This is a genomic window from Kitasatospora sp. NPDC054795 (assembly GCF_053611565.1).
Window position 1 is genome coordinate 34,227 of the sequence record NZ_JBSHAP010000048.1, and the last position, 25,955, is coordinate 60,181.

Below are 25,955 nucleotides of genomic sequence, written 5' to 3' on the forward strand. Positions count from 1 at the left end.
TTTTTTTTTGTGTGGTTGGTTTTTTTTTTTTTTTACTCCGGCGGGGGGGGGGGGGGGGGTGGTGGTTTGCGTTCGGGGGGGCCCCCGGCCGCGCCGGGGGGGGCGCCCCCCCGCCCCCCTACTTCCTGGAGCCCACCGTGCCGCTCACCCCGCTGTTCGCCGCCCTCGACATCGGCGGCACCAAGATCGCCGGGGCACTGGTCGACGCCGACGGACGGCTGCGGCACCGGCTCCAGCTGCCCACCCCGGCCGCCGAGCCGGGCGCGTCCGTGCTCGCCGTGGTGCACCGGGTGCTGGACGAACTCTCCGGCACGGCCGACTGGGCCGCCGTGACGGCCGTCGGGATCGGCAGCGCCGGCCCGGTCGACCTCGCCGACGGCACCGTCAGCCCGGTCAACATCCCCGGCTGGCGCGGTTTCCCGCTGGTCGCCGAGGTCGCCGCGCACCCCGCGGTGGCAGCGCGCGCACTGCCCGTCCGCCTCGCCGGGGACGGCGTCGCGATGGCCGCCGCCGAGCACTGGCAGGGCGCGGCCCGGGGCGCCCGCAACGCGCTCTGCCTGGTGGTGTCGACCGGGGTCGGCGCCGGACTGGTCCTCGACGGCGCGGTCCGCCCCGGCCCCAGCGGCAACGCCGGCCACCTCGGGCACATCACCGTCGACCTGGACGGCGAACCCTGCCCGTGCGGCTCGCGCGGCTGCCTGGAGGGCCTCGCCAGCGGCACCGCCATCGCCCGCCGGGCGCTCGCCCAGGGCTGGCATCCGGTGGACGGCGACCGGACGGCCCGCGCCGTCGCCGCCTCCGCCGCCGCGGGCGACCCGCTCGCGATCGCCTCCTTCGACCGCGCCGCCCAGGCGCTGGCCGCCGGGATCGCCGCCACGGCTGCCCTGGTGGACCTCTCCCGGGTCGTCGTCGGCGGCGGCGTGGCCGGCGCCGGGGACGTGCTGTTCACCCCGCTCGCCCGCCACCTGGACCGCTACGCCGCCCTCTCGTACATCCGCGGCCTGGACGTGCGCCGCGCCGAACTCGGCACCGACGCCGGGCTGATCGGCGCGGCCGCACTCTGCCGCTGAGCCTCCCCGGAGCCGCCCGCATGCCGCCGACCGCCCTTCCGCCACCCGCTTCGCCGCGGCCCGCCCTTCCGCCGTTCGCCCTCCTGCGGAACCCCGTCCGCCGCTACGCCTGGGGCTCGCCCACCGCGATCCCCGCACTCACCGGCGTCGCGCCCGACGGCGGCCCGCAGGCCGAACTCTGGCTGGGCGCCCACCCGACGGCGCCCTCCCTGCTCTCCGGCCTCGGCGGCGACAGCGACAGCGACAGCGCCGGTGTCGGTGTCGGACAGCAGCCGCTGGACCGGCTGATCGAGGCCGACCCGGAAGGCCTGCTCGGACCGGACACCGTACGGCGGTTCGGCCCGGAGCTGCCGTTCCTGTTCAAGGTGCTGGCCGCCGACCGGGCGCTCTCCCTCCAGGTCCACCCCACCCGCGCCCAGGCCGAGGCCGGGTACGCGGCGGAGCAGGCCCGGGGCATCCCGGTGGACGCGCCGGAGCGGGTGTTCAAGGATCGCGGGCACAAGCCCGAACTCATTTGCGCACTCGGCGACTTCGAGGCCCTCTGCGGCTTCCGGCCCACCGCCGCCACCGCCCGGCTGCTGGACGCGCTCGGTGTGCTGTCCCCCTGGGCCGCCGCCCTGCGCGCCCGGCCCGCCGAGGCCGTGCTGCCCGAGCTGCTGCGGTCCGGGCCGGACGCCTCCGGCGGCGAACTCGCCGCCGTCACCGAGGCTCTGCGCCGCACGGCGGTCGCCGGTGGACCGTACGGCGCGAGCTGCGCCGCGTACGCCCGCCTCGCCGAGGAGTACCCCGGCGACCGGGGACTGCTCGCCGCGCTGCTGCTCAACCACGTCCGGCTCGCGGCCGGGCAGGCGCTGTTCCTGGACGCCGGGGTTCCGCACGCCTACCTGCGGGGCGTGGGCGTGGAGTTGATGGCCAACTCGGACAACGTGCTGCGCTGCGGGCTCACCCCCAAGCACGTCGACGTGGACGGTCTGCTGGCGGTCACGTCCTTCCGGCCCGGGGAGCCGGAGGTGCTGGTGCCGCGCCGGCTCGGGGACGACCCGGGCTCCGGCTCCGGCGCGGGTGACGGAACAGGCACCGGAACCGGCGTCGAGGAGGTCTTCCCCTCCCCCGCCGAGGAGTTCAGGCTCTCCCGCCTGCGCCCCGGCCCGGCCGCCGCCCGGGTCGACCTCCCCACCCCGCAGATCCTGCTGTGCGTCTCCGGGCAGGCCCGGCTGCGGACGCCCGGCGGTGCCGAACTCCCCCTTCCGGCGGGCGCGTCGGCCTATCTGCGCCCGGGCGCCGGGCCGGTCGAACTGACCGGCCCGGGCGCGGAGCTGTTCCGGGCCACCACGGGGTAGCGGCACCCGACGGCCGCCCGGACGGGCTCAGGCCGGCGCCGGGTGGCCGAACAGCAGGTCGTAGCCGTCCGGGAGTTGCTCGATCACCTGGTCCAGCAACTCCCCGGGGACCAGGTCGGCGACCGTGCTGAGCACGGCCCCGATGTCCCACTGCACCGTCGCCGGGGTCGCCCCGTCGATCCACCCCACCACGGCCTGCACGAAGCGTTCGGCGGTCAGCGGCTCGGCCGCGGGCAGGGCGTCGCGCACCAGCGAGGCGTAGCCGACGGGCAGCGCATCGGCGAGTTCGACCCGCGCGGACCCCACCAGGTGCTCACCGAGCAGGGCCAGTACGACCCGGGCGGCGTGATCCGCCTCGGCGTCGCCGCGGTACTCTCCGCGCTCCACGATGCGGGCGAGGAAGTCCTCCGAGGAGATGGTCATCGCGTCCTCCTTCCGGTCGGCGGGCTCCGGCCGGACCGGCGGCCTGCTCGCCCCGGGCCAGGAGGGGGATCGCAGCCCGTGACCACCGTGGGACGTACCGGTGCCCGTGCTGCTCAGCGTAACTCGCCCCGGCGCCTTCGGAACCGGCCTTCCGCCGTGGGCCCGCGGAACCGTGCCTGCGGACGGGCCGGACACCCGGCCGCCGGGGCTCCGGAATGCTCGGGGCGCGGGGAGGGCCGGGGGCACGGGGAGGGCCGGGGAGGCCGTGCGGCGGGGAAGGCCGGCCCCGGCGGATCGGCGCCGTCGTCGATCACGCCGCCGGCCCGCGGCGGGGGCTCACCCCGCCGAGGCGTGGCACCGCCTGCGCGGCCGCCGGGAGGGCACCATCGCACCGCCGGCCGCGCCGCCCGGTACGCGCTGCGCCGGGGTCGTCGCGGTCACCGCCGCCGCGGCCACCGTCGTGGCGGCACCCACCACCGCCGGGGCCGTCACCGTGGTCGCCGCGGTCACCGTCGTGGCCGCCAGGACCGCCTGGGCGCGGGCCGCGTCCACCATAAACGCCGAGAGAAAGATCCGCTCGGCCGGGCTCAGCGCCCGCGAGCGGCCGGATTCGCGGTCCCGCGCGACCACCACGGTCCGCGCCCGCATAAAGATGAGCCGATCCCGGCAGACATTCACCTCGACCTGCACCGAACTGCGCCCCAGCCGTTCCACGGTGAGTCGCACCGACAGCGGCTCGGGCCGGTGGTGCAACTGCTCCAGGTAGTCGATCTCGTGCCTCGCGATAATGAATCCGGAGGAGAACAGCGATTCCCTCACCGCGGTTTCGTGGTGACGGAACAGGTCGTAAATCCCCTCCTGGACGTAGCCGACCAGACGGGCGTTGTTGATGTGCCCGTTCTCGTCGACGTCGCTCCACCGGGTCGGGCAGGACAGCACGTGCCCGCCCGGCTGCACCGCGTTCACGGCCGGGTCAGCCCGGCACCGGCGGGGAGCAGCGCGCGCTGCAACCTGGCGTAGTAGCCGGAGTGTTCGGCCGCCATCCGGGCCGCGGTCCACCCCTCTTCGGCGGCCTCGGCGGCGGCCTGGACGACGAGGCTGTCCAGTACCGCGTCGACCGCGCGGCACAGATCGTGAACGGCGGCGAGCCGCTCGGTCACATCGGCCCCGCTTCCGGCGTTCCGGGACGGGAAGGCGGCCAGTGATTCCATCGCGAGCTGGAGATCGTCCACTCCGTCCGGCCGGTTTTCCGCAGGGAAATTCCGCATGTTTTTCTCCATGACTCATTCGGCCGCTACGGCCCAGTAGCTAGCGTTCGATTGCACCGGATCGGTGTCGACCCCCCGACCCCAAGACGCTATCCCAGCCGACCGGGGGCGACGGATGGTTTGCGGACCGCGACGGGAAACTGACCCCCATCGGAGTAGTTTGTCGGTGTACACAATATGCCCCATCAGCCGAATGCCGTCCGCATTTCGGGTGGTATCTCCGACGCGCGCCCCGAGATCGGCACCCGGGAGTCCAAAGTCTGCTACCAGCCACTCCACCACCTCGCCTTGTACAGGTGCGTGCCGCGCAGCGACCGCGCCCCGTCGGGACGGTGCAGGGTGATCACCGAGGTACACCAGTCGCACGGAGCGGCGTGCTCGGGCGCCACCGTGAGCAGCCGGCCGGTGTGGGGCTCGTCACCGACGCTCTTGACGTCCCGCTCGGCGGCCGGATCGGCCAGGTGCACGGCGGTGAAGCGGTCGGTGGCCGGGTCGAAGCGCCACAGGCCGGTCAGCGTGGTCACCCAGAACTGCCCCGGAGCCGCCAGGACACCCGCCAGGTCGTGCCCGCCGTGCCCCGGCAGCGGGCTGCTGCGCACCGCGGTGAGCGTGGGCGCGGCCTCGGTACCGCCCACCCTCAGCGCGCTCAGCGACGTGTCGCCGAGCACCCAGAGCAGGCCGCTCCGCCCGTCCCAGTGCACCCCGTGCGCGCCGGGCAGCGGGAACTCCGCGTACGCGGCGGCCCGCGGGCCCTGCGAGGCCGCGTACAGCCGCACCCAGCCGCCCGTGCTCGCCACCACGGCCACGTTGCCGTCCGGCAGCAGCTCGATGCTGTGCGGGTTGACGGACGTCCCCAGGTCCGCCGCCCAGTGGACGCGGCCCACGGTGGTCTCCACGACGGCGGCCAACCCGCCGGAGGCCGTCGTCAGCAGGTAGCGGCGCCCCTGCCGCACACGGGACTTCGCCTCGTCCGGGTTCGTCCAGCTGCGCGCGGGCGTCAGATCCGCCAACTCCGGTGCCCGGTCGGCACTCCAGCCCCAGACCACCGGCAGCCGGCCCGGCCCGCGGTAGGCCATCAGCTCCTCGGCGCTCTGCAGCACCAGCACGCTCCGCGAGGCCTGGTCGACGACCGCCACCTGTCGGCCCGGCGACCTGGCCCACGCGCCGCTCCCGGGCACGCAGAGCAGCAGGGCGACCGCAACGGCCGGCAGGGTTCTCCTCAGCACGCCTTCACCGTCGGTGCTGCGGGCCGAGTCCGCTCGGCGGCACGTCCGAACGGACCATCGACGCGGCGGCCGCGGACCGGGCGACGCCGTCGGCGGATCCGGCTCGTTCACTGTCATCCGCACATCCTGGCCGGGCGACGGCACCGGCGGCCGCCGCCACACGGTCCGGCACGCCGGGCCGTCAACCGGGCGCTGACCGCGCTCCTCCAGCGCCCGGTCGGCGGGCCGGTGTTCGGCGGCCCGTGCGGCGGCGACCCGGTGTCCGGCGGCTCGGCGCCCGGGGTCCCGACGTCCGGCGGCTCAGCGCCCGGCGACCACGTCCGCGACCCGGGCGATCGGCGAGGTGGTGGCCCGCCCGGCCGCCTCCTGCCGGTCGGCGGCGTGGTACGCGGCGTACATCGCGTGCACACCCAGCCAGCGCAGCGGCTCCGGCTCCCAACGCCGTACGGTGTGGCCGACCCACGGCAACCGGGTCAGCTCGGTGTCCCGGCCGAGCACCAGGTCCCGCAGGGTGCGGCCGGCCAGGTTGGTGGTGGTCACCCCGCTGCCGACGTACCCGCCCGCCCAGCCGAGCCCGCTCACCCGGTCCAGTTCGACGGTCGCGCACCAGTCCCGGGGCACGCCGAGCACACCCGCCCAGGCGTGGTCGATCCGGGCCTGCGCGGCGGCCGGGAAGAACCGGTCGAGGATCCGGCGGAGCTGGCGCACCGTCTCCACCTGGGTGCCGCCGTCCGAGTCCGTCCGCGAGCCGAACCGGTACGGCACTCCGCGCCCGCCGAGCGCGATCCGGTCGTCGGCGGTGCGCTGGGCGTACATGTACGCGTGCGCGAAGTCGCCCAGCAGCTCCCGGCCCTGCCAGCCGGCCTCCGCCCAGAACCCGGCCGGCAGCGGCTCGGTGGCGACCATCGCGGAGCTCATCGGCAGCCAGGTGCGCTTCTCGCCGCGCAGCCCGGCGGTGAACCCCTCGGTGGCGCGCAGCACATGGTCGGCGGTGACGGTCCCGTGCGGGGTGACGGCGCGGGGCTTGCGGTGGCCGGAGCCGGGCAGGATCGCGGTGACCGCCGTACCCTCGTACACCTCGACGCCCAACTCCCGTACGGTGCGCGCGAGTCCGCGGGCGAGTCGGGCGGGCTGGATGCGGGCGCCGTACCGGCTCCAGCAGCCGCCGAGGGTGCCGGCGACGTCGATCCGCTCCCTCGCCTCCTTCTCGCCGAGCAGCTCGACGCGTCCCTCGCCGTAGGCCCGCTCGGCCTCGACATGGGCGCGAAGGCGCTCCAACTGCGGCTTGCTGCGGGCGACTTCGAGGACTCCTCCGCGGACGATGTCCGCCTCGATCCCCTCGGTCTCCGCGACGCCGACGACCTCCCCGACCGCCTCGTCCATCACCCGCTGCATCGCCGCCGCGCGCTGCTGCCCGTACTTCCTGGCGAACGCGCCGCGGCCCGCGAAGCCGTTGTACAGCCAGCCGCCGTTGCGCCCGGAGGCGCCGTAGCCGCAGAAGCGCCGTTCGAGGACGGCGATCCGCAGGCCGGGGTCGGCCTTCTTCAGGTAGTAGGCGGTCCACAGTCCGGTGTACCCGCCGCCGACGACGCACACGTCGACGTCCCGGTCTCCCGGCAGTCCGGGCCCCGCCCCGGGCACTCCGTCCGCCGCGTACCAGAACGACACCTCGCCGTTGACCGCCGCCACCGGAAACCTCCCACACCCTCGCCGACCTGCCCGGACGCTACCTCCGCGGGTCCGCCGCGGGCCACCCCCCACAGTGCAAGGATCGCCGCCGCCGATCAGCCACCCTGTCAGTCCCGGAGCAGGTCCAGGGCCCGCGTCCAGCTGAACGAGCCCGGCGTGAAGTCCGCGATCCGCACCCCCATCCGCCGCAGCTTCGCCAGGCTCTCCCGATAGGCCGGGTGCGCCGCCTGCGCCGCGCTCAGGCAGGGCTGCACGGCGACCGGGACGCCCCAGCCGTACGACTCGCAGAGGATGCCGAGGGCGAGGGTGTCCGAGATGCCCAGGGCCCACTTGTTGATCGAGTTGAAGGTGGCCGGGGCGACGACGATCGCGTCCGGGTCCGGCAGCGGCCGAGGATCCCCCGGCCTGCGCCAGGCCGAACGGATCGGATGCCCCGTCCGCGCGACGATCGCGTCGGCGTCGACGAGCGCCATGGCGTTCGGGGTCGCCACCACCCCGACGTCCCAGTTCCGCTCCTGCGCGGCGGAGATCAGCTCCCCCACCCCGCCCGCGACCCCCGCCGCGCACACCACGACGTACAGCACCGGCTTCCCGTCCTCGGACACCCTCGGAATCCCCACGCTCGACCCACCTGCGGACCCCAGAACAGTAAGCTGCCCGCATGGTCCGCTCCGTGGTCTTCGACATCGGCGAAACCCTGGTCTCCGACACCCGCTACTGGTCCGGCTGGGCCCGCTGGCTCGGCGTGCCGACCCACACGATGTCCGCCCTCGTCGGCGCGGTGGTGGCCCAGGGCCGGGACAACTCCGACGCCATCCGCGTCCTGCGCCCCGGTGTCGACATCGCCACCGAGTGGCGCGCCCGGGAGGCCGCCGGCCACGGCGAGCACCTCGACGAGACGGACCTCTACCCCGACGTGCGGCCCGCCCTCCACCGCTTGCGCGACGCCGGCCTCTGGGTCGGCGTCGCGGGCAACCAGAACGCGCCGGTCACCGGCCTGCTGACCGGGCTCGCGCTCCCGGCGGACGCCATCGCCACCTCGGCGGACTGGGGCACCGCCAAGCCCTCCCCGGAATTCTTCGACCGCCTGCTCGCCTGGGCGCCCGGCGACCCGCACGAGATCCTCTACGTCGGCGACCACCCCGCCAACGACATCACCCCGGCCCGGGCGGCGGGTCTGCGAACCGCCCACCTCCGCCGGGGCCACATCGGCCTCACGACCAGGGCCCCCGAGGCGGACTGGACGGTCGACTCGCTGACCGCCCTCGCCGACCTCCTCACGGGGCGGTAGCGGCCACGGGCCTCCCTCGGCCGTCGCACGCCGCGTCCGAACCGGTCCGCACCGGGCCCGCCCCCGCGCGATGGCGGAGGCGGGCCCGTCCCCATGGGCCTCAGGCCAGGATCCGAACGGGCGGGGCGATGGAGGGCGGGGAGCACCGGGGCGTGGTGGCGCAGACGGTGAGCGGTCTCGGGTGGGGGCCGTCGAGGATCCGGACGGACCAGAGCACGGGGTAACTTCCGCCGCATATGCCGCAGTTCGGGCGGGGCGGGGCCGCCGGCATCGGAGGCACGCCGGGCAGCACCGGGGGCGCGCCGGGCGGCGGCGGAGTCGGCGGAGTCGGCGGGGTCGGCGGGGCGAGCGGTGGGGTCGGCGGCACGAGCGGGGGCGGCGGGGTGCCGGCCCATCCGGGGAGGTCCGCGGCGAGGGCCTGGAAGTCGTGGCCGCACTCGGAGCAGGTGTCGAGGACGGACTCGGTGCGCATGTCGCCGCAGCTCGGGCAGAAGGTGACCGGCTGCTCGTCGGCGGCGGTGCTCTCGCAGCGCACGCAGACGAAGTCGGGGTCGATCCTGGACCGTTGGAAGATCGACCCGAAGATCAGGAAGGGATTGGGCTCGCCGTCCTTCTCGTACGTCGTCTGGACGACGGAGGCGATCAGCTTGAGGCGGTTCTTGCGCTGCCGCAGCCGCTTGAGGTCCACGTTCACCACCTTGGTCTGCCGGCAGGCGCGGCAGGTACAGAGCGTGCGGACGGGCAGCCGCGAGCGGATGCCGAACTGGCGGTGCAGGAAGTCGAAGGCCGGGCGGTCCGCCTCGGCGACGGCCACCTCCACCGAGCCGAACCCGCCCGCGCCGAGCCGGCCTTCCACCACGGCCGCCAACCGTGCGACGTCGGCCGCCAGCTGGTCCGGCACGCCCTCCGGCCGGCTGCCGATCATCACCGGGATCGCCAGCAGGGTTCGGGCAGTGGCCATGTCCATCGTGAGGTAGCCGGCCGGGGAGCGGAACACGATCCGCTCGATGCCCTCCCACAGTGCCGGGCCGGTGGAGCGGCGCCCGCCGGAGAGCCGCTCGGTGACGAGGGCGGCGACCCCGCCGACGAGGCGCTGCCCGGTCTCGTGGTGCCGGGCCAGCGTGTCGGCCCGGGGCCCGCTGGCCCACCACCGGGGCTGCGGGAAGCCCGCGCCGGCCGCCGGATCCAGGCCGGTGAGGGCCCGGTCGAGGGCGCCCAGCGCGGCCTGGAAGGCGGCCACGTACGGGTCCTGGACACCCAGGGCGATCACCGAGACCGCCCGGTCCGAGAGGTGCAGGGACACCGCGGTGCGGTCGCCGTCGGCGGGCGCGAGGTGGAGACGGGCCGCCACCGGCACCTGGTCGGGCAGGAGCATCGCCGAGCGGACGGCGGAGCCGCGCCGGGCCTCCACCACGGTGGCCATCTCCGAGGTGATCTGGAAGCCGAGCGAGCGCAGCGCGTCCACGGCGGCGACCCGGACGCGCCCGGTGTCGGCGTGGACACGGCGTTCGGCGTCGAGCGTGATCGAGGCCAAGGTTCCTCCGGAGGAAGGGAATTGGTGAGCGGAGGCGGGAGCGGAGCGATCCCGGCGCGCAACCGTAGCGAAAACACCGCGCCGGGGTCCCCCGCTACGTGCACGTCATAACCGGACACCCGGCCCGACCTGCCCGTATGCTCGGCCCGGTGCAGCCGTCTCCCGACACCCGTACCGCCCCCTTGACCGCGGCGTTCCCGGTCGCGCTCGCCGACGACGCCGAGGCGGTTCTCGCCCTCATGCCCGCTTCGCGGCTCCGGCCTGCCGGCCCGTTCCCGGTCGTCGTCGAGGGCGAGCAGGTGACCGTCCCCGGGCGTCTCTACCACGACGAGCCGTCCACCGGGGCGGTGGCGCTGCTCCCGCCCCGGCAACGTCAGCTCCTGCACTGCCTGTACTCGCGGCACCACGACGGGACGGTCCGGCAGCGGCACCTGGCGGAGATCGTCGGCTCGACGGACCCGTGGGTCGTCCCGTTCGTCGTGCAGCTGGTCGGCGAGTACGTCCTGGAGATCCTGGTCGACATCCGGGACGAGCTGCGCTCGCTCGCCGTGCCGGGCTCCCCCGGACGGCTCGCCTACGGGCGGTTCCTCGTCGACAACCCCGCCTTCTTCGCCCGTACGCAACGGCGGGTGGTGAGCTACTGGAGCTGCTACCACCGCAGTACCCACCGCGACTTCCGGGCCTATCCGGGCTCCACCGTCCTCGACCTCCTGCGGTCCGCCGCCTCCGACCGGGCGGGCCGCCCCTGGCCGGACCTCACGCCCTCGGGCACGGGGTGAGATAGCGTCCCCGCCTTCTCCCGGCGGGCGGGGAGGTCGTGCCTTCGACCCAGGGTGCGGCGTAGCGGGTGACGTTGGCGATCCGGCAGCTGACCTTGCCCGAAACCTGCGCCGTTCCCGAGGCCTTCTGCACGGCGGCCTGGTTCGGGGCGAGGTTGCTGGTCGCGGCGGCGCCCTCGGCGACGCGCGTGCCGGAGGTGTCGGTGAACTCCAGCTGCACGATGTAGTTGCTGCTCTTGCCGCTGCGGTTGGTGGTCCTGACCTCGGCCTCGGGTATCTTCAGCACGTCGTTGATCGTGCACTTGGTGATCTCGGCATCCTTGGCGGCGTCACCCCGTGCGATGGATCTGCGACCGGTCCGGGACCTGCCCGCCGGTCAGGACCGAACAGGGCGGCGGAAGTCCTCAAATGCTGTCGAGCCCATACTCATTGACGAACAATCAGTCCCTGCTTCGACCTCAAGGCCCGGCTCGCCTCAGTGCGGCTCCACCAGGGCCGCCGCGGCGTCGGCACAGCCCCAGCTGAGGGTGACGCCGGCGCCCCCGTGGCCGTAGTTGTGGACGACCTGGCCACCCGGGTCGGCTTCGAGGCGGGGGCCGCCGTGGCGGGCGGGACGCAGGCCGACGGCGTGGGCGAGGACGCGGGCTTCGCGGAGTTGCGGGATGCGGGCCGTGCAGCGGGCGAGGATGGCCTCGGCGGTGGCCGGGTCGGGTGCGGTGTTCCAGTCGTCCGGCTCGAAGGTGCCGCCGAGGACGACGTCGGTGCTGCGGGGGTGGATGTAGGTGTAGCCGGCCGGGTCGTCCTGGATGCGGGTCGAGCTGGGCAGTCCGGGGTTGTGGACCAGGACGAGCTGGCCGCGCACCGGGTGCACGGCCGGGTCGTCGCAGAGCTTCCGGGCACCGAGTCCGGTGGCGTTGACCACCACGGGGGCCCAGTCCAGGGCCTGGTCGAGGGCGTCGAGGCGGCGGTGGACGAGTTCGCCGCCGTTGTCGGCGAACCGGCCGAACAGCCAGGGCAGGTAGAGCGGCATCTCGACGGCGGGGGCGGTGAACGACCAGCCGTCCGCGCACTCCGGTCCGCGTTCGGCGGCCGTCAGCCGGCGCAGGTCGGGGACGGCGTCCCCCCACCAGGGCAGGCCTTCCGGCTGCCGCTCGTGCTCCAGCATCCGGGTGCTGCGCATCGAGACGCCGGGTACGCCGTCCGCGGCCTGGCGGGCGAACTCGGCGAAGGCGGTCGCGGACCAGTCCGCCACCCGGCTGTCGGTGCCCGTGGCGACGGGGAACCAGACGGCCGCGGCCACCGCCGAGGTCGTCGACAGCAGGCCGTCGGCCGTCACCACGACCACCCGAAGTCCCTTCTCCTGCAGGCGGATCGCTGTGGTGAGCCCGATGATTCCGCTTCCGACCACGACGACGTCCATCGCGAACCCCTCCGTCCGAGGGCCGCCGACCCGATGTCGGCGGCCGTGTCCAGGTAAGCCGGTCGCGCCCGGTCCCGTCCAAGACCAGTTCTGTCCCCGGGCGATAAGGCGCGCTTATCATCGCCGGATGGACAGGCGGACGGATCTGCGGACGGATCTGCGGACGGATCTGCGGACGGATCTCCGGATGGATCTGCGCCGGATGCGCTACTTCTCCGTGCTGGCCGATGAGTTGAACTTCACCCGGGCCGCCGGCCGGCTGCGGATCGCGCAGCCGGCGCTGAGCCAGCAGGTCAAAGCGCTGGAGCGGCAGCTGGGCGTGGAGCTGGTGGAGCGCACCGGCAGGGGCTGCGCGCTGACCCCGGTCGGGCGGGCGGTCGCGGAGGAGGCCCGGCGGGTGCTGCGGGAGGTGGCGGCGGCCGAGGAGCGGCTGGCGGCGGTGGTCCAGGGGCGGGAGGGGCGGCTGCGGGTGGCGTACACCCGCTCCGCCCGGGGCGGGGTCTGCGACGCCCTGGTGACGGAGTTCCGCAACCGCTACCCCCGGCTGGACGTCGCCCTGCAGACCGGCTGGACCTCGCACAACGTGGCCGAGCTGCTGGCCGGGCGGCTGGACGCGGCGTTCGTCCGGCCACCCTTGGACGTCCCCGGGCTCGACTGCCGGATCATCGCCGAGGAGGAGCTGCTGCTCGCCGTGCCGGTGGGCCATCCCCTCGCCCGCACCCGGGCCCGGATCGGCCGGCACCGGATCGCGGACGAGCCGGTGGTGCTCTGGCCGAGGGAGAACGGGCCCGGGATGCACGCGTTGATCACCGAACAGCTGTGGCCGGGCCGCTCGCCCCGGATCGTGCGGGAGGAGCCCGACGACGAGCAGTTGCTGCTGGCGGTCGCGGCGGGGTACGGCATCGCGCCGATCCCGGAGGGCCGGGCCCGGGTGTTCCGGATCCCCGGCGTCTGCCTGCGCCGGCTCACCGCCCCGGTGCCGACGGTCACCCTGGGGCTGGCCCACGATCCCCGGACGGCGCCGCCGGCGGTCCAGCTGCTGCTTGCGATGGCCCCTTCCCGTCCGACGCCCGGAGGGACATCCGAAGGGCCGTGATCCCGAACGGCCGATACCCCCCTGGCCCCGTCACCGTCACAGCCCTGGCGTCGGTGGTCCGACACGGTCCGAGCACGGGAGTCCAGGAATGAACGTGTCCAACATCTGATGGATCGTCTGCTCATGGCGGCCCCGGTACCCGCCCCCGCGAACCGGGCGGGGGCGGGCACCGTCGCCGGAGGGCCGGTTCAGCCGATGGTGGAGCCGGCGATCGGGGCGGAGAGCTCGACGGTCTTGCCGTTCAGGCCGGTCTTGACGAACTGCCAGCTCAGGCCGGTGATGACGCCCTTGTCCAGCGGGGCCAGCTTGGCGAAGGCGGGCTGGCTGAGGTCGATGTGGGTGGAGTCGCAGGAGGGGCACTGGTCCTTCACCGGGACGGTGATGGTCTTGCCCTGGTAGCTGACCTTGACCGAAATGCCCTTGCAGACCGGGTCGTTGTTGGGGTTGGCGGTGGTCCACCAGGTGTGCGAGACGGCGACCAGCATCTGGGTGGCGGCGTTGATCTGGGTGCCGCAGGCGCCGTAGCCGGCGTCGTTGTAGTAGGTGGCCTTGCCGGTCATGGGCTTGTTGATCGGTATCGCGGCGCTGGCGGAGCCCGCGGTGAGGGCGATCAGGGCTGCTGCGGCGAGCGGGGCGCCCGCGAGGATCCTGAGGTTCTTGCCGATGGCGCGCATGGTTCGTTCCCTCCGGTTGCGGTGCAGGGCATGGGCAGGCATGGGCAGACATGCGCATGACATGCGGAACTCGACACATTCGCACGACAGTTCGCCAACCGAATGCCCGCCCTTGTGGAGGAAACGTATGCGCCCGTCCGCAAGGTGGTCCAGACCTCCATGATGTTGGCATGAACACAAGGCAAGCATCTTTACCAATGCGGCCGAAGGGGCGAAGATGCGTGACGGCCCCGCCACGGACGGTGTTGACAGAACGTCACCCGCGTCCTTCGGAGGCCCCTCAGATGCGCACCTCGCTCGTCGCCCTGCTCCTCGGCACCGTCCTGCTCCCGACCACCGCACCCGTCGCCGCCGGCGCGGCGCCCCGCGAGGTGAACCAGGGCTACAGCATCCCCGTCGCCGGGGTGACCGACCTCGGCGCGCTGCCCGTCCTCGGCAGCCTCGGGCTGGACTTCGCCCGCCTGCTCGGGCAGTAGCAAACCGGGAGGCGGCCGCCGCCTTCGAGTGGCCGGGCCGCCCGGCGATGGTCCCCGATCCCCCACCAAGATCCCCCCGCCCGGGTTACCCTCGTCCCGCGCGGCGGCCCGGCCGCGCAGCCGACCGAGGGGGGAACGGATGATCGGGGACCTGCTGCCGGACGTCGTGGTGACCGAGGTGGCCTACGACGACCCGCCGGAGGCCCGGCTGGAGCCCGAGGAGGAGCCGGCCGTCGCCCGGGCCGTCGACAAGCGGCGCCGCGAGTTCACCACCGTCCGGCACTGCGCCCGGACCGCCCTCGCCCGGCTCGGCGTCCCGTACCGGCCGCTGGTCCCGGGCCTTCGCGGCGCACCGAGCTGGCCGGACGGCGTAGTCGGCAGCCTCACCCACTGCGACGGCTTCCGCGCGGCGGCCGTCGCCCGGGCCGGCACCCTCGCCTCCGTCGGCATCGACGCCGAGCCCGCACTGCCGCTGCCGGAGGGCGTCGAGGAGACCGTCGCGCTGCCGGTCGAACGGCAGCGGCTCGCCAAGCTGGCGGCCGAGCACCCGGGCGTCCCGTGGGACCGCATCCTGTTCAGCGCCAAGGAGTCCGTCTACAAGGCCTGGTTCCCGCTGACCCTGCTGTTCCTGGACTTCGACGAGGCCGAGCTGGACCTCTCCCCCGACGGCACCTTCACCGCCCGGCTGCTGGTCCCGGGCCCGGTGGTCGGCGGCCGCCGGATCGACGGCTTCGACGGGCGCTGGGCGGTCCGGGACGGGCTGCTCGCCACCGCGATCGCCGTCTCCCCCTGACGTCGCGCCGGGGTCGCGCCGGGAGACGCCGCAGTCTCCCGGGCGTCTCCCGGGGCCGCCCGGGCGTCTCCCGGGCGGCCTCCTGAACCGCGGTCGGCGCGGCATATCCTCGACCCCGTGACGGTGACCTATGTGATCGACGGCAACGAGATCAAGACCCTGGACGGCTTCTGGGACGTGGTCGGGCGGACCATCGGCGAGGACGGCTACTTCGGCCGCAACCTCGACGCCTTCGCCGACTGCCTGCGCGGCGGTTACGGCACGCCCGAGGACGGCGACTGGGTCATCGAGTGGCGCCGTCACGAGGTCTCCCGCCGCAACCTCGGCTACCCGGAGACGGTCCGCCGGCTGGAGCTGCGGCTGGCCCACGCCCACCCCACCAACCGGGCACGCATCACCGCCGAGCTGGAAGCCGCCCGGGCGGGCCGGGGGCCGACGGTCTTCGACTGGCTGGTCCGGATCATCGAGGAGGAGCACCCGGGCGGCCTGCGCCTGGTCTGAGCCGACCGCCCCGAGACGCACGGCCCGCGGTGCGTACCCCGGCCCGGCCTGCTACAGCACATCCGAGAGCCGGACGAAGCGCCGCCCCACCGCCAGCAGTCCCGGCAGCGCCGCCGCCACCCCGGGGGCCGTGCCGCCGCCCGGGTGGTTCAGGTGGCCGATCACGATCGCGCCGGGCGGGGCGGAGGCGACCTCCTGCCGCACCTCGGTGGCCGGCAGCGTCGCCCCGCCGTCCCCGTTCACGGTGAAGCCCGCCACGCGCTGGCCCAGGTCGGCGACCACCCGGGTGGCGACGTCGTCGTAGTGCGCGGTGCCGGAGCGGAAGAACCGGGGCGGGTGCCCGAGCAGCTCCGTGAGCTTCCGGGCGTTGCCCGCCACCTCGTCGTACACCTCGCCGACGTCGCCCGTGCCGGCGATGCCGTAGGCGGAGCGGCCGGTGACCGAGAGCGGGCGGTGGACGGTGCCGTGGTTGCCGATCTCGAACAGCGGGTCGGCGGCGAGCTGCTCGAACTCGTCCGGGTTGGCGTCGATCCAGCGGGCGTTCAGGAAGAGCGTGGCCGGCACGCCGTGCGCCCGCAGGGCGTCGATCAGGTCGGCGTCGTAGCCGTTGCCGCGGGGGCCGCCGCAGGCGTCGAAGGTGAGCGCCGTGGCGCTCTCGCCCTCCGGCAGCTCGGTGATCACCCCGGACACCTCCAGGCCCCACTCGCTCGGGGCCAGCGCGCCGTACCGCTCGACCGTCTCGGCCCGGGTCGGCTCGTGCGGGGGCTGCTTCGCGGGTTCCGATGCGGAGGTCGGCGCGGGTGTCGGCGCCGGCGTCGGGTTCGGCCCGGCCGTCGACGCGGCGGCGGCCCCGGCGGGCCCGCCGGACGCCGTCGCGAGCGGCGCAGCGGGCCCGGCAGACCCGGCAGACCCGGCGGGCGGTATCGCCGAGGGCGAGCCGGTGCCCGACGTCCGGCCACCGCACCCCGCCAACGCGCCTCCGGCCACCACCATGAGCAGCGCCCGCCGGCTCACCGCCATGCCCGTCTCCCATCCGCGCGATTTCGCATATAAACCGATGACATGACTATGAACCGACCAATCGTCACTCCCCGCAACTCGCCCCCGCCCCCGCCCGACCCCTCTTCACCGAGCCGCCCGGCCCCCGTGGGCCCCGACTCACCCCTGGTTCACTCGCCGGGGTAGGCACGCGAGCGACCCGCCCGCCCCGACCCGGAGGCCTCGATGCCGACCGACCCCAGCACCCCGCGCCCCGACCAGCCGACCTCCCGGCCCACCGACCCGCCGGCCCCGCAACCGACCCCGCAGCCGGCCGCCCCGTGCACCGCCCCGCCTACCCCGCAGCCGGCCGCCGGGCCCGCCCGCCGTGACCTGCTCCGCACCGGACTGGCCACCGGCGCCGCCACCGCCCTCGGCCTCGCCACCGCCACCGGCCGGGCGGACGCCGCCCCCGCCGACGGCCCCGGCGCCACTCCCCCCGACCGCACCCTCACCCTCACCGGCCACCTGCCCACCGGCGCCCCCGACTTCGTGTACCTCCCGGTCGAGGTCCCCGAGGGCGTCCGCGAGCTGGCCGTGTCCTACGGCTACGACAAGCCCCCGGTCCCGGCCGGCACCCCCGGCAACTCCTGCGACATCGGCATCTTCGACGAGCGCGGCACCGACCTCGGCGGCCCTGGCTTCCGCGGCTGGTCCGGCGGCTTCCGCACCGCGTTCAGCCTCTCCCGCGGCGCCGCGACCCCCGGCTACCTCCCCGGCCCGATCAACCCCGGCACCTGGCACGTGGTCCTCGGCCCCTACCAGGTCACCCCGCAGGGCCTGGAGTACCACGTCGAGGTCACCCTCCGGTTCGGCCCGCCCGGGCCGCGGTTCACCCCGCACTACCCGGCGGAGCGGGCCCGCGGGCGCGGCCGGGCCTGGTACCGGGGCGACTGCCACCTGCACACCGTCCACTCCGACGGGCGGCGCAAGCCCGAGGAGGTGGCGGCCGGGGCGCGCGCGGCCGGCCTGGACTTCATCGTCTCGACCGACCACAACACCAGCGCCTCGCACGCCGTCTGGGGCCCGCTGGCCGGCCCCGACCTGCTGATCCTGCCGGGCGAGGAGATCACCACCCGCAACGGCCACTGGCTGGCCCTCGGCCTGGAGCCCGGCCAGTTCGTCGACTGGCGCTACCGCTCGCGCGACGAGGAGTACCCCCGCTTCGTCCGCCAGGTCCACCGGGCCGGCGGCCTGGTCGTGCCCGCGCACCCGTACTGCCCGTACGTCGCCTGCCAGTGGAAGTTCGGCTACGAGGAGGCCGACGCCGTCGAGGTGTGGAACGGCCCGTGGACGTACGACGACGAGTCGGCGGTGGACACCTGGGACGGCCGGCTCGCCGTCGCCCTGCGCGAGGGCCGCTCCTGGCTGCCCGCCCTGGGCAACAGCGACGCGCACAGCGAACCGCAGGTCATCGGCTCCCCCCACACCGTGGTGCTGGCCGAGGACCTCACCCGGGACGCGATCCTCGACGGGCTGCGCGCCGGGCGCAGCTGGCTGGCCGAATCCTCGGCCGTCGAGGTGGACCTCACCGTGACCGGGCACGGCCGCCAGGTGGGCATCGGCGAGGAGCTGACCGTCCCGGCCGACGCCCCGCTGGACGTCCGAATCACCGTCTCCGGCGTGCCCGGCGGGACGGTCCGCCTCCTCACCGACGAGGGGCAGATGCACCAGGAGTCGCTGCCCGCCGACGGCACCGGCACCGTGGTCTGGCGCACCACCGCCTCGCTCGCCGCCTACGTCCGGGCCGAGGTGCGCCACCCGAAGGCGGACGGCACCCCGGGCAGGGGCAACGCGATGGGACCGGACCTGCCCTGGGGCCCGATGGCGGCGCTCACCAACCCGATCGTGCTGCGCACCGGCGACCGGTAGGGGCCCGCGGCGGGCGCCCCGACCGCCCGCCGGACCGTCACCGACCGACCACCGCCCCGCCACCGCCCGCTCGCCCACCGGTCTCCGATCGACCGGCGAGCACCCCTCCGACCCGCCCAGGAACCGGATGGGGGACGACTCGGGCCACCCGTTTGGACTAGGTTGATCCCCGAAACGCATCAGTCGTAGGGACGAGGCGGTCGGTTGTCCGGATCTGGGCCGACCAGCTCCTTCGCACTCCGACCGCCCCGCCCCGGCTACCCGCCCCTCCCCGGCCCGCGAAGGGATCAGCAGCTGTGAACCGTACGACCGTAGGTGGGCCGGAGCTCGGGGGCGGCCTGGGCGCCGGGGGCGTCCTCGTCCTCGTCGACCCGGCCGGGGCCGGGGACAGCCCGGTCGCGGAGCTGCTCGCCCGGGAGCTGAACCCGAGCGTCCACCTGCGGACGGACGACTTCCTGCGGGTCATCCGCAGCGGCCGGCTCCCGCCCCACCTGCCCGAGGCCGGGCGCCAGAACGCCACCGCCCTGGCCGCGGCCGCCCAGGCCGCCTTCGCCTACGCCACCCGCGGCTACCAGGTCGTGGTGGAGGCCGCCGCCGTCCCGGCCACCCTCGACACCTTCCGCCGCGAGAGCCGCGCCACCGGCGCCGCCCTCCACTACGTCGTCCTCCAGCCCGGCCCGGCGTCCGAGGACAGCGCCCACAGCATCGACACCACCGCCCTCACCCCCGAGGCCACCGCCGACTCCGTCCTCACCGCCCTCACCCGCCGCACCCACCTCCTCGGCTGGTAGGCCGACCCGTCCCCTCGGGCTCCGCGGGCCTCCACGAGGCCGTCGGCGGCCGCCCCGCCCTACGCCCCCACCGTGCCGTCGATCGCCTCGCGCAGGAAGTCGGCGTGCCCGTTGTGCCGGGCGTACTCGTGGATCAGGTGGAGCATCACCAGCCGCAGCGACACCTCGGCGTCCCAGCGCGCCTGGTAGCCGGTGACGTCGAGGGAGTCGGCGGCGAGCTCGATGCGGCGGGAGTGCTCGACCTCGGCCTGCCAGGCGGCGAAGGCCTCGGCGCGGGTGGCGCCGGCGGGGTCGTACGCGGCCTGGTAGTCGCCGTCCCCGGACCAGACCAGCGGCAGGTCCTCGCCGTCGATCACCCGGCGGAACCAGGCGCGCTCGACCTCCGCCATGTGCCGGACCAGTCCGAGCAGGCTGAGCGTGGAGGGCGGGCTGGAGCGCAGGCGCAGCTGCTCGTCGGTCAGGCCCTCGCACTTCAGGGCGAGGGTCGCCCGGTGGAAGTCGAGGAAGCCGCGCAGCATCTCGCGCTCGCCGCCGGTCAGCGGCGGGGCGGGGCGGTCGTCGGGGATGTTCACGGTGTCGTTCTCCTCGCGGTGGTCGGAAATCCTCGCGGACTGTAGCGAACCGTCCGGCCCGTCCGAAGGTCATTTTTTTTCCGCGCCCCGCACCCGGCTGTCACATCCGTGCGCCCTGCGGTGTCCTCATGCCCGGCACCACGGCACCACGGCACCACGGCACCACCACGACACGGCAACCCGCCGAACCACCGACCCGGGAGGACACCATGGCACTGCGACTGCCGAAGGCCCAGCTGCCCGCCGAGCTGAGCGAGAACATGATCAAGGGTTTCGGGGCCGCCCTCGAACCCGTCGAGGCGATCTGGCACAACCCCGGCGTCGCCACCGCGAACCTGGACTTCTCCCGCCGGATCGCCGAGTGGGACGCGCTCGACGAGAGCCTCAAGTCCTTCGCCCACATGGCGGTGGCCGCGCAGGTCGGCTGCGGCTGGTGCCTGGACGTCGGCTACTTCCAGGCGCAGAACCGGGGCCTGGACCTCGCCAAGGCGAGCCAGGTGCCGAACTGGCGGGCGGCAGCGGTGTTCACGGCGCTGGAGCGCGAGGTGATGGAGTACGCCGAGGCCATGACCGTGACCCCGCCGGCCGTCACCGACGAACTGTACGACCGCCTGCTGGACCGGCTCGGCGCGGCGGCCATGGTCGAACTCACCGCCTACGTCGCCTTCGTCAACATGGCCACCAGGAACAACACCGCGAACGGCGTCCGCTCCCAGGGCTTCTCCGACGCCTGCGGGATCCCGCTGGCCCGGCGCACCGCCGTCGTCGACGACCCGGCCGGGGCGTCGCCGGCATGACCGAGGACCCCTTCGTCACCCACCGCGGCCTGCTCTTCACCGTCGCCTACGAGTTGCTCGGCTCCGCCGCCGACGCCGAGGACGTGCTGCAGGAGTCCTGGCTGCGGTGGGCCGGGGTCGACCGCGGGCAGGTGCACGACCCGCGGTCGTACCTCATCCGGATCGTCACCCGCCAGGGCCTCAACCGGCTGCGGACGCTGTCCCGCCGACGCGAGCAGTACGTCGGCGAGTGGCTGCCGGAGCCGCTGCTCACCAGCCCCGACGTCGCCGAGGACGTGGAACTCGCGGAGAGCGTCTCGTTCGCGATGCTGACCGTCCTGGAGACCCTCGGGCCGACGGAACGGGCGGTGTTCGTGCTCCGCGAGGTCTTCGAGCTGCCGTACGAGGAGATCGCCGAGGCCCTCGGCAAGACCTCGGCCACCGTGCGGCAGGTCGCCCGGCGGGCCCGCGGGCACGTGGCCGCCCGCCGGCCCCGGGTGCGGGTGAGCCGCGACGAGCAGCAGCGGGTGGTGGAACGGTTCCTGGCGACCCTGTGCACCGGGCGGCTGCAGGACCTGATGGAGGTGCTGGCGCCGGACGTCGTCCTGATCGCCGACGGCGGCGGGATCGCGGCGGCCGTGACGGCCCCGGTGCACGGGGCCGAGGCGGTGGCGGCGCTGCTCGCGCGCACCGGGCGGCTGCCGGTCGCCCTCGAAACCACCACGGTGTGGCTCAACGGCGCGCCGGCCGGGCGGATCGACATCGGCGGCGAGCCCTCGGTGGTGAGCCTCGCGGTGGAGGACGGCCGGATCACCCGGGTCTACATCGTGCGCAACCCACGGAAATTGACCCGGATCGACGCACCGGCCGACCTCACCCGGTGACCGCCCCCGGTCGCGTGGTGGTGCCCCGAGCCCCTCGGAGCACCACCACGCCCCCACTGTCCCCGGGGCCCTCCCCCATCACGTACCGTGTTCGGACCACCACAGGTTTGGGTACGTACCTCGGCGCGCCCGACGGCCGGGCGCCCACCGAGCAGGAGACCCAGCGGCCCATGGATCACAACCGCATCCCCCCGACCGTGCGCAAGACCTACGGCACCGATGATCTGGCCAAAGTCGCCAGTTTCGCCGGAGGCTTCATCAATTTCGGTTACTGGCAGGGGATCGACCTCGCCGCCCCGACCACCGAGGACCGGGTGCGCAGCCAGGAGCAGCTCTACCGGCGGGCGTTGCGGGAGTTCCCCGAGCCGCGGGAACGGCTGCGGCTGGCGGAGGTGGGCTGCGGGCGCGGGCTGGGCTCGGCGCTGGCACTGCGGGAGTTCCGCTTCGCGGGGGTGACGGGGGTTGACATCCACCCGGACCAGATCGAGCGGGCCCGTGCCGTCAACGCGAGAGCCCTGGCGACGTACCCCGATCGGCTGGCGTACACCCTCGGATCGGCGGACGAACTCCCCTTCTCCGACGGCTATCTGGACGGCGTCTTCTCCGTCGAGGCGGCCCAGCACTTCCGCGAGCTGACCGGCTTCGCCCGTGAGTCGGCCCGCGTGCTGCGTCCAGGCGGCCGGCTCGTCGTGACCACCTTCTTCACCGCCCCGGGCGCCGACGTCGCCGAACGCCTCAAGATCCTCCTCGCCAGCTTCGCCGACGGCCTCGACGTCGCCCACCCCCTCGACGACTTCACCGCCGCCCTCACCCGCTCCGGCTTCACCGACATCACCACGAAGTCCATCGGCGCCGAGGTCTGGCCCGGCTTCGACCGCTACCTCGTCGACGTCGTCCCCACCGCCCACTGGTCCCGCAACTTCCTCACCGCCTGGCGCGACGGCCTCGTCGACTACCACGTCGTCACCGCCATCCGCATCTGATCCGCCGCCCGGCGCCGCGGCGCGCGACCCGATCCGACCCGAGCACCGCCCACCGAACCGACCCGGGCACCGCCCGGTGCCCACCGGCCGCCGGATCCCGGCCGTGCAGGCCCGGCACAGCGGTGGGCGCTGACGGTCAAGCCCACCGGCGCCGTCGGCACTAGCGTTCCCGGGGCAGGGAGCGAGGGGCTCTCCCGGGACCGCCCGACGACATCGACCGCCCCCCGTACCGTCGCGTCGTCGGGCCTCCCGACAGGGTGCGACGAGGCGGACAGGTGGTACGTCGATGACCGGGACCGACAACGGACGGGCCGGCGACGGCGGAGAGGCCGGCGAGGCCGGCGAGGCCGGCGGTTCGGCCTGGTCGCCACTGCGCCGACGGGTCTTCCGCGACCTCTGGCTGGCCCAGTTCACCTCGAACGTCGGCAGCTGGATGCAGACCGTCGGCGCCCAGTGGCTGCTGGTCGGACACGGCGCGGCCCAGGTGTCCCTGGTTCAGCTCGCGGCGGGCCTGCCGGTGCTCTTCCTCGCCCTGCCGGCCGGCGTCCTCGCGGACCTCGTGGACCGGCGCCGCCTGCTGCTGGCCATGCAGGCCGCCATGGCGCTGGTGGCCGCCGCACTGGCCGTGCTGGCGTTCACCGGACGGCTCGGGCCCTGGACGCTGCTGGCGCTCACCTTCCTCCTGGGCTGCGGGAACGCGCTCAACGGCCCGGCCTGGCAGGCGGTGCAGCCCTCGCTCGTCCCCCGGGACGAGTTGCGGCAGGCCGCGGCGCTGGGCGCGGTGAACCTGAACCTTGCGCGCGCCGTCGGCCCCGCCCTGGGCGGGCTCCTCATCGCCGTCCTCGGCGTCGGCTGGACCTTCGCCGTCAACGCCGCGTCCTTCCTCGCGATCCTGGCCGTGCTGGCGACATGGCGCCCCGGTACCCGGGCGCGGGTGCCGCGGCCGGGCCAGGAGCGCGAGCACCTGATCGCGGCCCTGCGGGCCGGCGGCCGGTACGTCCGCAGCGCACCCCGGATCCGCCGGATCCTGCTGCGCAGCGCCCTGTTCGTCCCCGGCGCCTCCGCCCTGTGGACGCTGCTGCCGGTGTCCGCGCACCAGTCCCTCGGTCTCGGTGCGGCCGGGTACGGACTCCTCCTGGGGGCCGTCGGACTGGGGGCGGTCGCGGGCGCGGCAGCGCTGCCCGCGCTCTCGCGGCAGGTCGGCGGCAACGGCGCACTGGCCCTCGCCGGGGCCGTCTTCGCGGGCGCACTGGTGACCCTGGCCGTCGGCCCGGGCGTGCCGGTCGCCTTCCTCGCCCTGGTCCTGGCGGGAGCGGCGTGGATCACGGCGCTGTCCACCTTGAACGCGGGCCTGCAGGTCGCCCTGCCGGCGTGGGTGCGGGCCCGGGCCTCGGCCTTCTACCTGCTCGTCTTCCAGGGCGGCAGCGCCCTCGGCGCGCTGTGCTGGGGACAGCTGGCCCAACACGCCGGTGTGTCGGCGGCGATGCTCCTGGCGGCCCTGGTTCTGCTCGGCGGGGTGCTCTCGTTGCGACGGCTGCCCCTGCCGGGCGGCCGGACCGATCCGACGCTCTCCGAGGCATGGCCCGAGCCCCGGCTGACCGTCGAGCCGGCGCCGCAGGACGGGCCGGTCCTGGTGACCGTGACCTACCGGGTGCGGGCCGAGCGGGCTCCGGCGTTCGTCACGGCGATGCGCAAGGTGGAGTCCTCCCGGCGCCGGACGGGTGCGGTCAGCTGGGGCCTGTACCGGGACGCCGCCCGGCCGGAGCAGTTCGTCGAGACGTTCACCGTGACGTCGTGGTCGGAGCACTGCGCCCAGCACCACGGGCGCTACACCGGCACCGACCGCGCCTTCGAGACCGACGCCCGCGCTCTGCTCACCGGGGAACCGACCGTCACCCACGCCGTGATGGCGCACGACCGCGACGCATGACGGACCGTCCGTCCCGTTCCCACGAACAGGGCACGGACGCGGACGCGGGCACGGGCACGACAGCATTCGTACACATCAGGACAAATCTGCCCTCCTCTCCGCTCATAGCCTCGTGGAGCGATCCCGGCCCGCCGCTCCGCGAGCGGCCTCCCCGACGACGCCGAGTACCGAGAGCACGTCCCGAGAACAAGGAGCGACATGATGACGGCAGTGGCGACGGAAGACAGGCGCGCGCACGGTCCGGACCCGACGGCGGCCGGCACCGGAGGCGAGCCGGACCTGCACGCCATGACCCGGATCACCATGCGACCCATCGCCTCGCCGATGCCGCTGGGCTTCTTCACGGTGGCCATCTCCTCCGCCGTTACCAGCAGCCTGCAGCTCGGCCTGATCGACAGCGCCCACCGGCAGGCCGTGGCGCTCACGGTCTTCTCCGCCTTCGTGCTCCAACTGCTGGTCAGCATCCTGGCGTTCGGTGCCCGTGACGTCATCGCGGCGACGCTGATGGCCGGCTTCGCCGGCGCCTGGCTGGCCAACGGCCTGGTCACGTCCACGGACGCCCACGGCGGCGCGCAGGTACTGGGAGTGATGAACCTGGCGTTCACGGTCTTCGCCGCCCTGATGGCCTCGGTAGCCAGGCCGAAGCGGGTGCTGTGGCTGCTCCTGATGATCGCCGTACCCCGCTACTTCGTCGCCGGCCTCCACGGCGTCTCGGGCGTGTCCTGGCTGGGCCACGTCGCCGGAGCGCTCGGCATGCTGCTCGCGGCGGTCGCGATGTACGCGGCCTACGCCCTGATGCTGGAGGAGCTCCGGGGCCGGGAGGTCCTGTGGATCGGGCGCAGCGGTCCGGTCCGCGAGGCCATGCACGCGGGTCTGACCGGCCAGCTGCAGCGGCTGGAGCAGCAGGCGGGCGTACGCCGGACCCTGTAGCCGGCCCGCCCCGTCCGACCGCCCGGATCCGACGGCGTGACGCGAATCGGCTGTGCCCCCTCCCGGAGGACCCTCGGGTTCCGGGGAGGGGGCACAGCCGATTCCGTCGTTCGGCCGCCACCCGCGGGGCGGTCGGCGGCACGGAGCGGCGCCGAGCCCGCCGACGGACGGGCCCGGCGGGTCGTCGCCCCCGACCGGCCGGGGGATGTCGGCCGGTCGCGGCGCGCCGCCCGGGCTCACCAGGAGCGGCCGTGCAGGGCCATGTGGACGGTGTCGACGGCCTGGATCAGCGCGGCCCGGGTGGTGCCCGTGGGATGGATCCCGCCGACGAGCAGAAAGCCGTGCATCACACCCTGGTAGCGCGTCGACACCACCGGCACACCGGCCGCCCGGAGCCTGGCCGCATAGGCCTCGCCCTCGTCCCGCAGCACATCGGCCTCCGCCGTGACCACCAGCGCCGGCGGCAACCCCACGAGCTGCTCCAACGACGCCCGCAACGGCGCAGCCGTGGCCCGCGTACGGAGCCGCGGTTCGGGCAGGTAGTCGTCCCAGAACCGGCGCATGTGGTCACGGTGCAGGAAGTAGCCGCTGGCGAAACG

At 74.6% G+C, this 25,955-nt stretch carries 29 protein-coding genes; 16 read left to right on the forward strand and 13 right to left on the reverse strand.

Annotated elements, in window-relative coordinates:
- Window positions 1-137: 137 nt before the first annotated feature.
- Together ACWGJO_RS18990 and manA are read left to right on the forward strand one after the other, a co-directional pair.
- Window positions 138-1,070, forward strand: a complete 933-nt coding sequence (locus tag ACWGJO_RS18990) for an ROK family protein (protein ID WP_452185171.1) — start codon at window positions 138-140, stop codon at window positions 1,068-1,070.
- 20 nt (window positions 1,071-1,090) lie between these two features.
- Window positions 1,091-2,410, forward strand: a complete 1,320-nt coding sequence (manA, locus tag ACWGJO_RS18995) for a mannose-6-phosphate isomerase, class I (protein WP_452185173.1) — start codon at window positions 1,091-1,093, stop codon at window positions 2,408-2,410.
- Window positions 2,411-2,437: 27 nt separating this feature from the next.
- Here the strand turns inward: manA and ACWGJO_RS19000 are convergent, their stop codons facing one another.
- From ACWGJO_RS19000 to ACWGJO_RS19025, 6 genes are all read right to left on the reverse strand, one after another.
- Window positions 2,438-2,833 (reverse strand): DUF2267 domain-containing protein, encoded by a 396-nt coding sequence (locus tag ACWGJO_RS19000; RefSeq protein WP_452185175.1) that lies wholly within the window; start codon window positions 2,831-2,833, stop codon window positions 2,438-2,440.
- A 336-nt stretch (window positions 2,834-3,169) separates the two neighbouring features.
- On the reverse strand, window positions 3,170-3,799 hold the full coding sequence (locus tag ACWGJO_RS19005) for an acyl-CoA thioesterase (protein WP_452185177.1): 630 nt from the start codon (window positions 3,797-3,799) through the stop codon (window positions 3,170-3,172).
- Complete coding sequence (locus tag ACWGJO_RS19010; protein WP_359904794.1) at window positions 3,796-4,101, reverse strand: hypothetical protein; 306 nt, start codon at window positions 4,099-4,101, stop codon at window positions 3,796-3,798. The genes ACWGJO_RS19005 and ACWGJO_RS19010 overlap by 4 nt, the downstream gene beginning before the upstream one ends.
- A gap of 263 nt (window positions 4,102-4,364) precedes the next feature.
- Window positions 4,365-5,327, reverse strand: a complete 963-nt coding sequence (locus ACWGJO_RS19015) for a DUF6528 family protein (protein WP_452185181.1) — start codon at window positions 5,325-5,327, stop codon at window positions 4,365-4,367.
- A gap of 300 nt (window positions 5,328-5,627) precedes the next feature.
- The gene (locus ACWGJO_RS19020; protein ID WP_452185185.1) at window positions 5,628-7,016 is read right to left on the reverse strand and encodes an NAD(P)/FAD-dependent oxidoreductase; all 1,389 of its coding nucleotides are present in this window, start codon (window positions 7,014-7,016) and stop codon (window positions 5,628-5,630) included.
- Window positions 7,017-7,123: 107 nt separating this feature from the next.
- Window positions 7,124-7,621, reverse strand: coding sequence for a flavoprotein (locus ACWGJO_RS19025; RefSeq protein ID WP_452185187.1), 498 nt, complete (start codon window positions 7,619-7,621; stop codon window positions 7,124-7,126).
- A 56-nt stretch (window positions 7,622-7,677) separates the two neighbouring features.
- Here ACWGJO_RS19025 and ACWGJO_RS19030 point away from each other — a divergent pair, with 56 nt between their 5' ends.
- Complete coding sequence (locus ACWGJO_RS19030; protein WP_452185189.1) at window positions 7,678-8,307, forward strand: HAD family hydrolase; 630 nt, start codon at window positions 7,678-7,680, stop codon at window positions 8,305-8,307.
- 100 nt (window positions 8,308-8,407) lie between these two features.
- Here the strand turns inward: ACWGJO_RS19030 and ACWGJO_RS19035 are convergent, their stop codons facing one another.
- Complete coding sequence (locus ACWGJO_RS19035; RefSeq protein WP_452185191.1) at window positions 8,408-9,841, reverse strand: hypothetical protein; 1,434 nt, start codon at window positions 9,839-9,841, stop codon at window positions 8,408-8,410.
- 149 nt (window positions 9,842-9,990) lie between these two features.
- Here ACWGJO_RS19035 and ACWGJO_RS19040 point away from each other — a divergent pair, with 149 nt between their 5' ends.
- Window positions 9,991-10,620, forward strand: coding sequence for a hypothetical protein (locus tag ACWGJO_RS19040; RefSeq protein WP_452185193.1), 630 nt, complete (start codon window positions 9,991-9,993; stop codon window positions 10,618-10,620).
- Here ACWGJO_RS19040 and ACWGJO_RS19045 read toward each other — a convergent pair.
- Both ACWGJO_RS19045 and ACWGJO_RS19050 read right to left on the reverse strand, forming a co-directional pair.
- Window positions 10,598-10,906 (reverse strand): hypothetical protein, encoded by a 309-nt coding sequence (locus ACWGJO_RS19045; protein ID WP_452185195.1) that lies wholly within the window; start codon window positions 10,904-10,906, stop codon window positions 10,598-10,600. The two genes, ACWGJO_RS19040 and ACWGJO_RS19045, sit on opposite strands and share 23 nt — an antisense overlap.
- A gap of 189 nt (window positions 10,907-11,095) precedes the next feature.
- Complete coding sequence (locus ACWGJO_RS19050; RefSeq protein WP_452185197.1) at window positions 11,096-12,040, reverse strand: FAD-dependent oxidoreductase; 945 nt, start codon at window positions 12,038-12,040, stop codon at window positions 11,096-11,098.
- 127 nt (window positions 12,041-12,167) lie between these two features.
- On the opposite strand from ACWGJO_RS19050, the gene ACWGJO_RS19055 reads away from it, so the two are divergent.
- Window positions 12,168-13,136, forward strand: coding sequence for a LysR family transcriptional regulator (locus tag ACWGJO_RS19055; protein ID WP_452185199.1), 969 nt, complete (start codon window positions 12,168-12,170; stop codon window positions 13,134-13,136).
- 188 nt (window positions 13,137-13,324) lie between these two features.
- On the opposite strand, the gene ACWGJO_RS19060 is transcribed toward ACWGJO_RS19055, so the two are convergent.
- Window positions 13,325-13,810, reverse strand: a complete 486-nt coding sequence (locus ACWGJO_RS19060) for a cysteine/serine endopeptidase inhibitor (RefSeq protein ID WP_452185201.1) — start codon at window positions 13,808-13,810, stop codon at window positions 13,325-13,327.
- A 284-nt stretch (window positions 13,811-14,094) separates the two neighbouring features.
- On the opposite strand from ACWGJO_RS19060, the gene ACWGJO_RS19065 reads away from it, so the two are divergent.
- From ACWGJO_RS19065 to ACWGJO_RS19075, 3 genes are all read left to right on the forward strand, one after another.
- Window positions 14,095-14,286, forward strand: a complete 192-nt coding sequence (locus ACWGJO_RS19065; RefSeq protein ID WP_359904821.1) for a hypothetical protein — start codon at window positions 14,095-14,097, stop codon at window positions 14,284-14,286.
- 139 nt (window positions 14,287-14,425) lie between these two features.
- Entirely contained in the window at window positions 14,426-15,079 is a 654-nt protein-coding gene (locus ACWGJO_RS19070) for a 4'-phosphopantetheinyl transferase family protein (RefSeq protein ID WP_359904823.1), read from the forward strand.
- Between the two features lie 117 nt (window positions 15,080-15,196).
- On the forward strand, window positions 15,197-15,580 hold the full coding sequence (locus ACWGJO_RS19075) for a barstar family protein (protein WP_452185203.1): 384 nt from the start codon (window positions 15,197-15,199) through the stop codon (window positions 15,578-15,580).
- A gap of 51 nt (window positions 15,581-15,631) precedes the next feature.
- On the opposite strand, the gene ACWGJO_RS19080 is transcribed toward ACWGJO_RS19075, so the two are convergent.
- Window positions 15,632-16,261 carry a polysaccharide deacetylase family protein gene (locus ACWGJO_RS19080; protein WP_452185205.1) on the reverse strand — a complete coding sequence of 210 codons (630 nt, stop codon included), beginning with the start codon at window positions 16,259-16,261 and terminating at the stop codon, window positions 15,632-15,634.
- Here ACWGJO_RS19080 and ACWGJO_RS19085 point away from each other — a divergent pair.
- The 3 genes from ACWGJO_RS19085 (at window position 16,227) to ACWGJO_RS19095 (ending at window position 19,281) form a co-directional block, all read left to right on the forward strand.
- Window positions 16,227-16,646: a hypothetical protein gene (locus tag ACWGJO_RS19085; RefSeq protein WP_452185207.1), complete on the forward strand. Its 420-nt coding sequence runs from the start codon at window positions 16,227-16,229 to the stop codon at window positions 16,644-16,646. The genes ACWGJO_RS19080 and ACWGJO_RS19085 overlap by 35 nt on opposite strands.
- Window positions 16,647-16,804: 158 nt before the next feature.
- Window positions 16,805-18,490 carry a CehA/McbA family metallohydrolase gene (locus ACWGJO_RS19090; RefSeq protein WP_452185209.1) on the forward strand — a complete coding sequence of 562 codons (1,686 nt, stop codon included), beginning with the start codon at window positions 16,805-16,807 and terminating at the stop codon, window positions 18,488-18,490.
- Window positions 18,491-18,786: 296 nt separating this feature from the next.
- On the forward strand, window positions 18,787-19,281 hold the full coding sequence (locus ACWGJO_RS19095) for an ATP-binding protein (RefSeq protein ID WP_452185210.1): 495 nt from the start codon (window positions 18,787-18,789) through the stop codon (window positions 19,279-19,281).
- Window positions 19,282-19,340: 59 nt separating this feature from the next.
- On the opposite strand, the gene ACWGJO_RS19100 is transcribed toward ACWGJO_RS19095, so the two are convergent.
- Window positions 19,341-19,799 (reverse strand): DinB family protein, encoded by a 459-nt coding sequence (locus ACWGJO_RS19100; protein ID WP_387686873.1) that lies wholly within the window; start codon window positions 19,797-19,799, stop codon window positions 19,341-19,343.
- 263 nt (window positions 19,800-20,062) lie between these two features.
- Between ACWGJO_RS19100 and ACWGJO_RS19105 the strand changes: the two genes are divergently transcribed.
- From ACWGJO_RS19105 to ACWGJO_RS19125, 5 genes are all read left to right on the forward strand, one after another.
- The gene (locus ACWGJO_RS19105) at window positions 20,063-20,650 is read left to right on the forward strand and encodes a carboxymuconolactone decarboxylase family protein (RefSeq protein ID WP_452185212.1); all 588 of its coding nucleotides are present in this window, start codon (window positions 20,063-20,065) and stop codon (window positions 20,648-20,650) included.
- On the forward strand, window positions 20,647-21,513 hold the full coding sequence (locus ACWGJO_RS19110) for an RNA polymerase sigma-70 factor (RefSeq protein ID WP_452185214.1): 867 nt from the start codon (window positions 20,647-20,649) through the stop codon (window positions 21,511-21,513). The genes ACWGJO_RS19105 and ACWGJO_RS19110 overlap by 4 nt, the downstream gene beginning before the upstream one ends.
- A 170-nt stretch (window positions 21,514-21,683) precedes the next feature.
- On the forward strand, window positions 21,684-22,496 hold the full coding sequence (locus tag ACWGJO_RS19115) for a class I SAM-dependent methyltransferase (protein WP_452185216.1): 813 nt from the start codon (window positions 21,684-21,686) through the stop codon (window positions 22,494-22,496).
- 286 nt (window positions 22,497-22,782) lie between these two features.
- On the forward strand, window positions 22,783-24,426 hold the full coding sequence (locus ACWGJO_RS19120) for an MFS transporter (RefSeq protein WP_452185218.1): 1,644 nt from the start codon (window positions 22,783-22,785) through the stop codon (window positions 24,424-24,426).
- A gap of 201 nt (window positions 24,427-24,627) precedes the next feature.
- Window positions 24,628-25,356 (forward strand): GPR1/FUN34/YaaH family transporter, encoded by a 729-nt coding sequence (locus tag ACWGJO_RS19125; RefSeq protein WP_452185222.1) that lies wholly within the window; start codon window positions 24,628-24,630, stop codon window positions 25,354-25,356.
- A gap of 236 nt (window positions 25,357-25,592) precedes the next feature.
- Here the strand turns inward: ACWGJO_RS19125 and ACWGJO_RS19130 are convergent.
- On the reverse strand, window positions 25,593-25,955 hold a 363-nt coding region (locus tag ACWGJO_RS19130), incomplete at its 5' end, for an alpha/beta hydrolase fold domain-containing protein (RefSeq protein WP_452185220.1).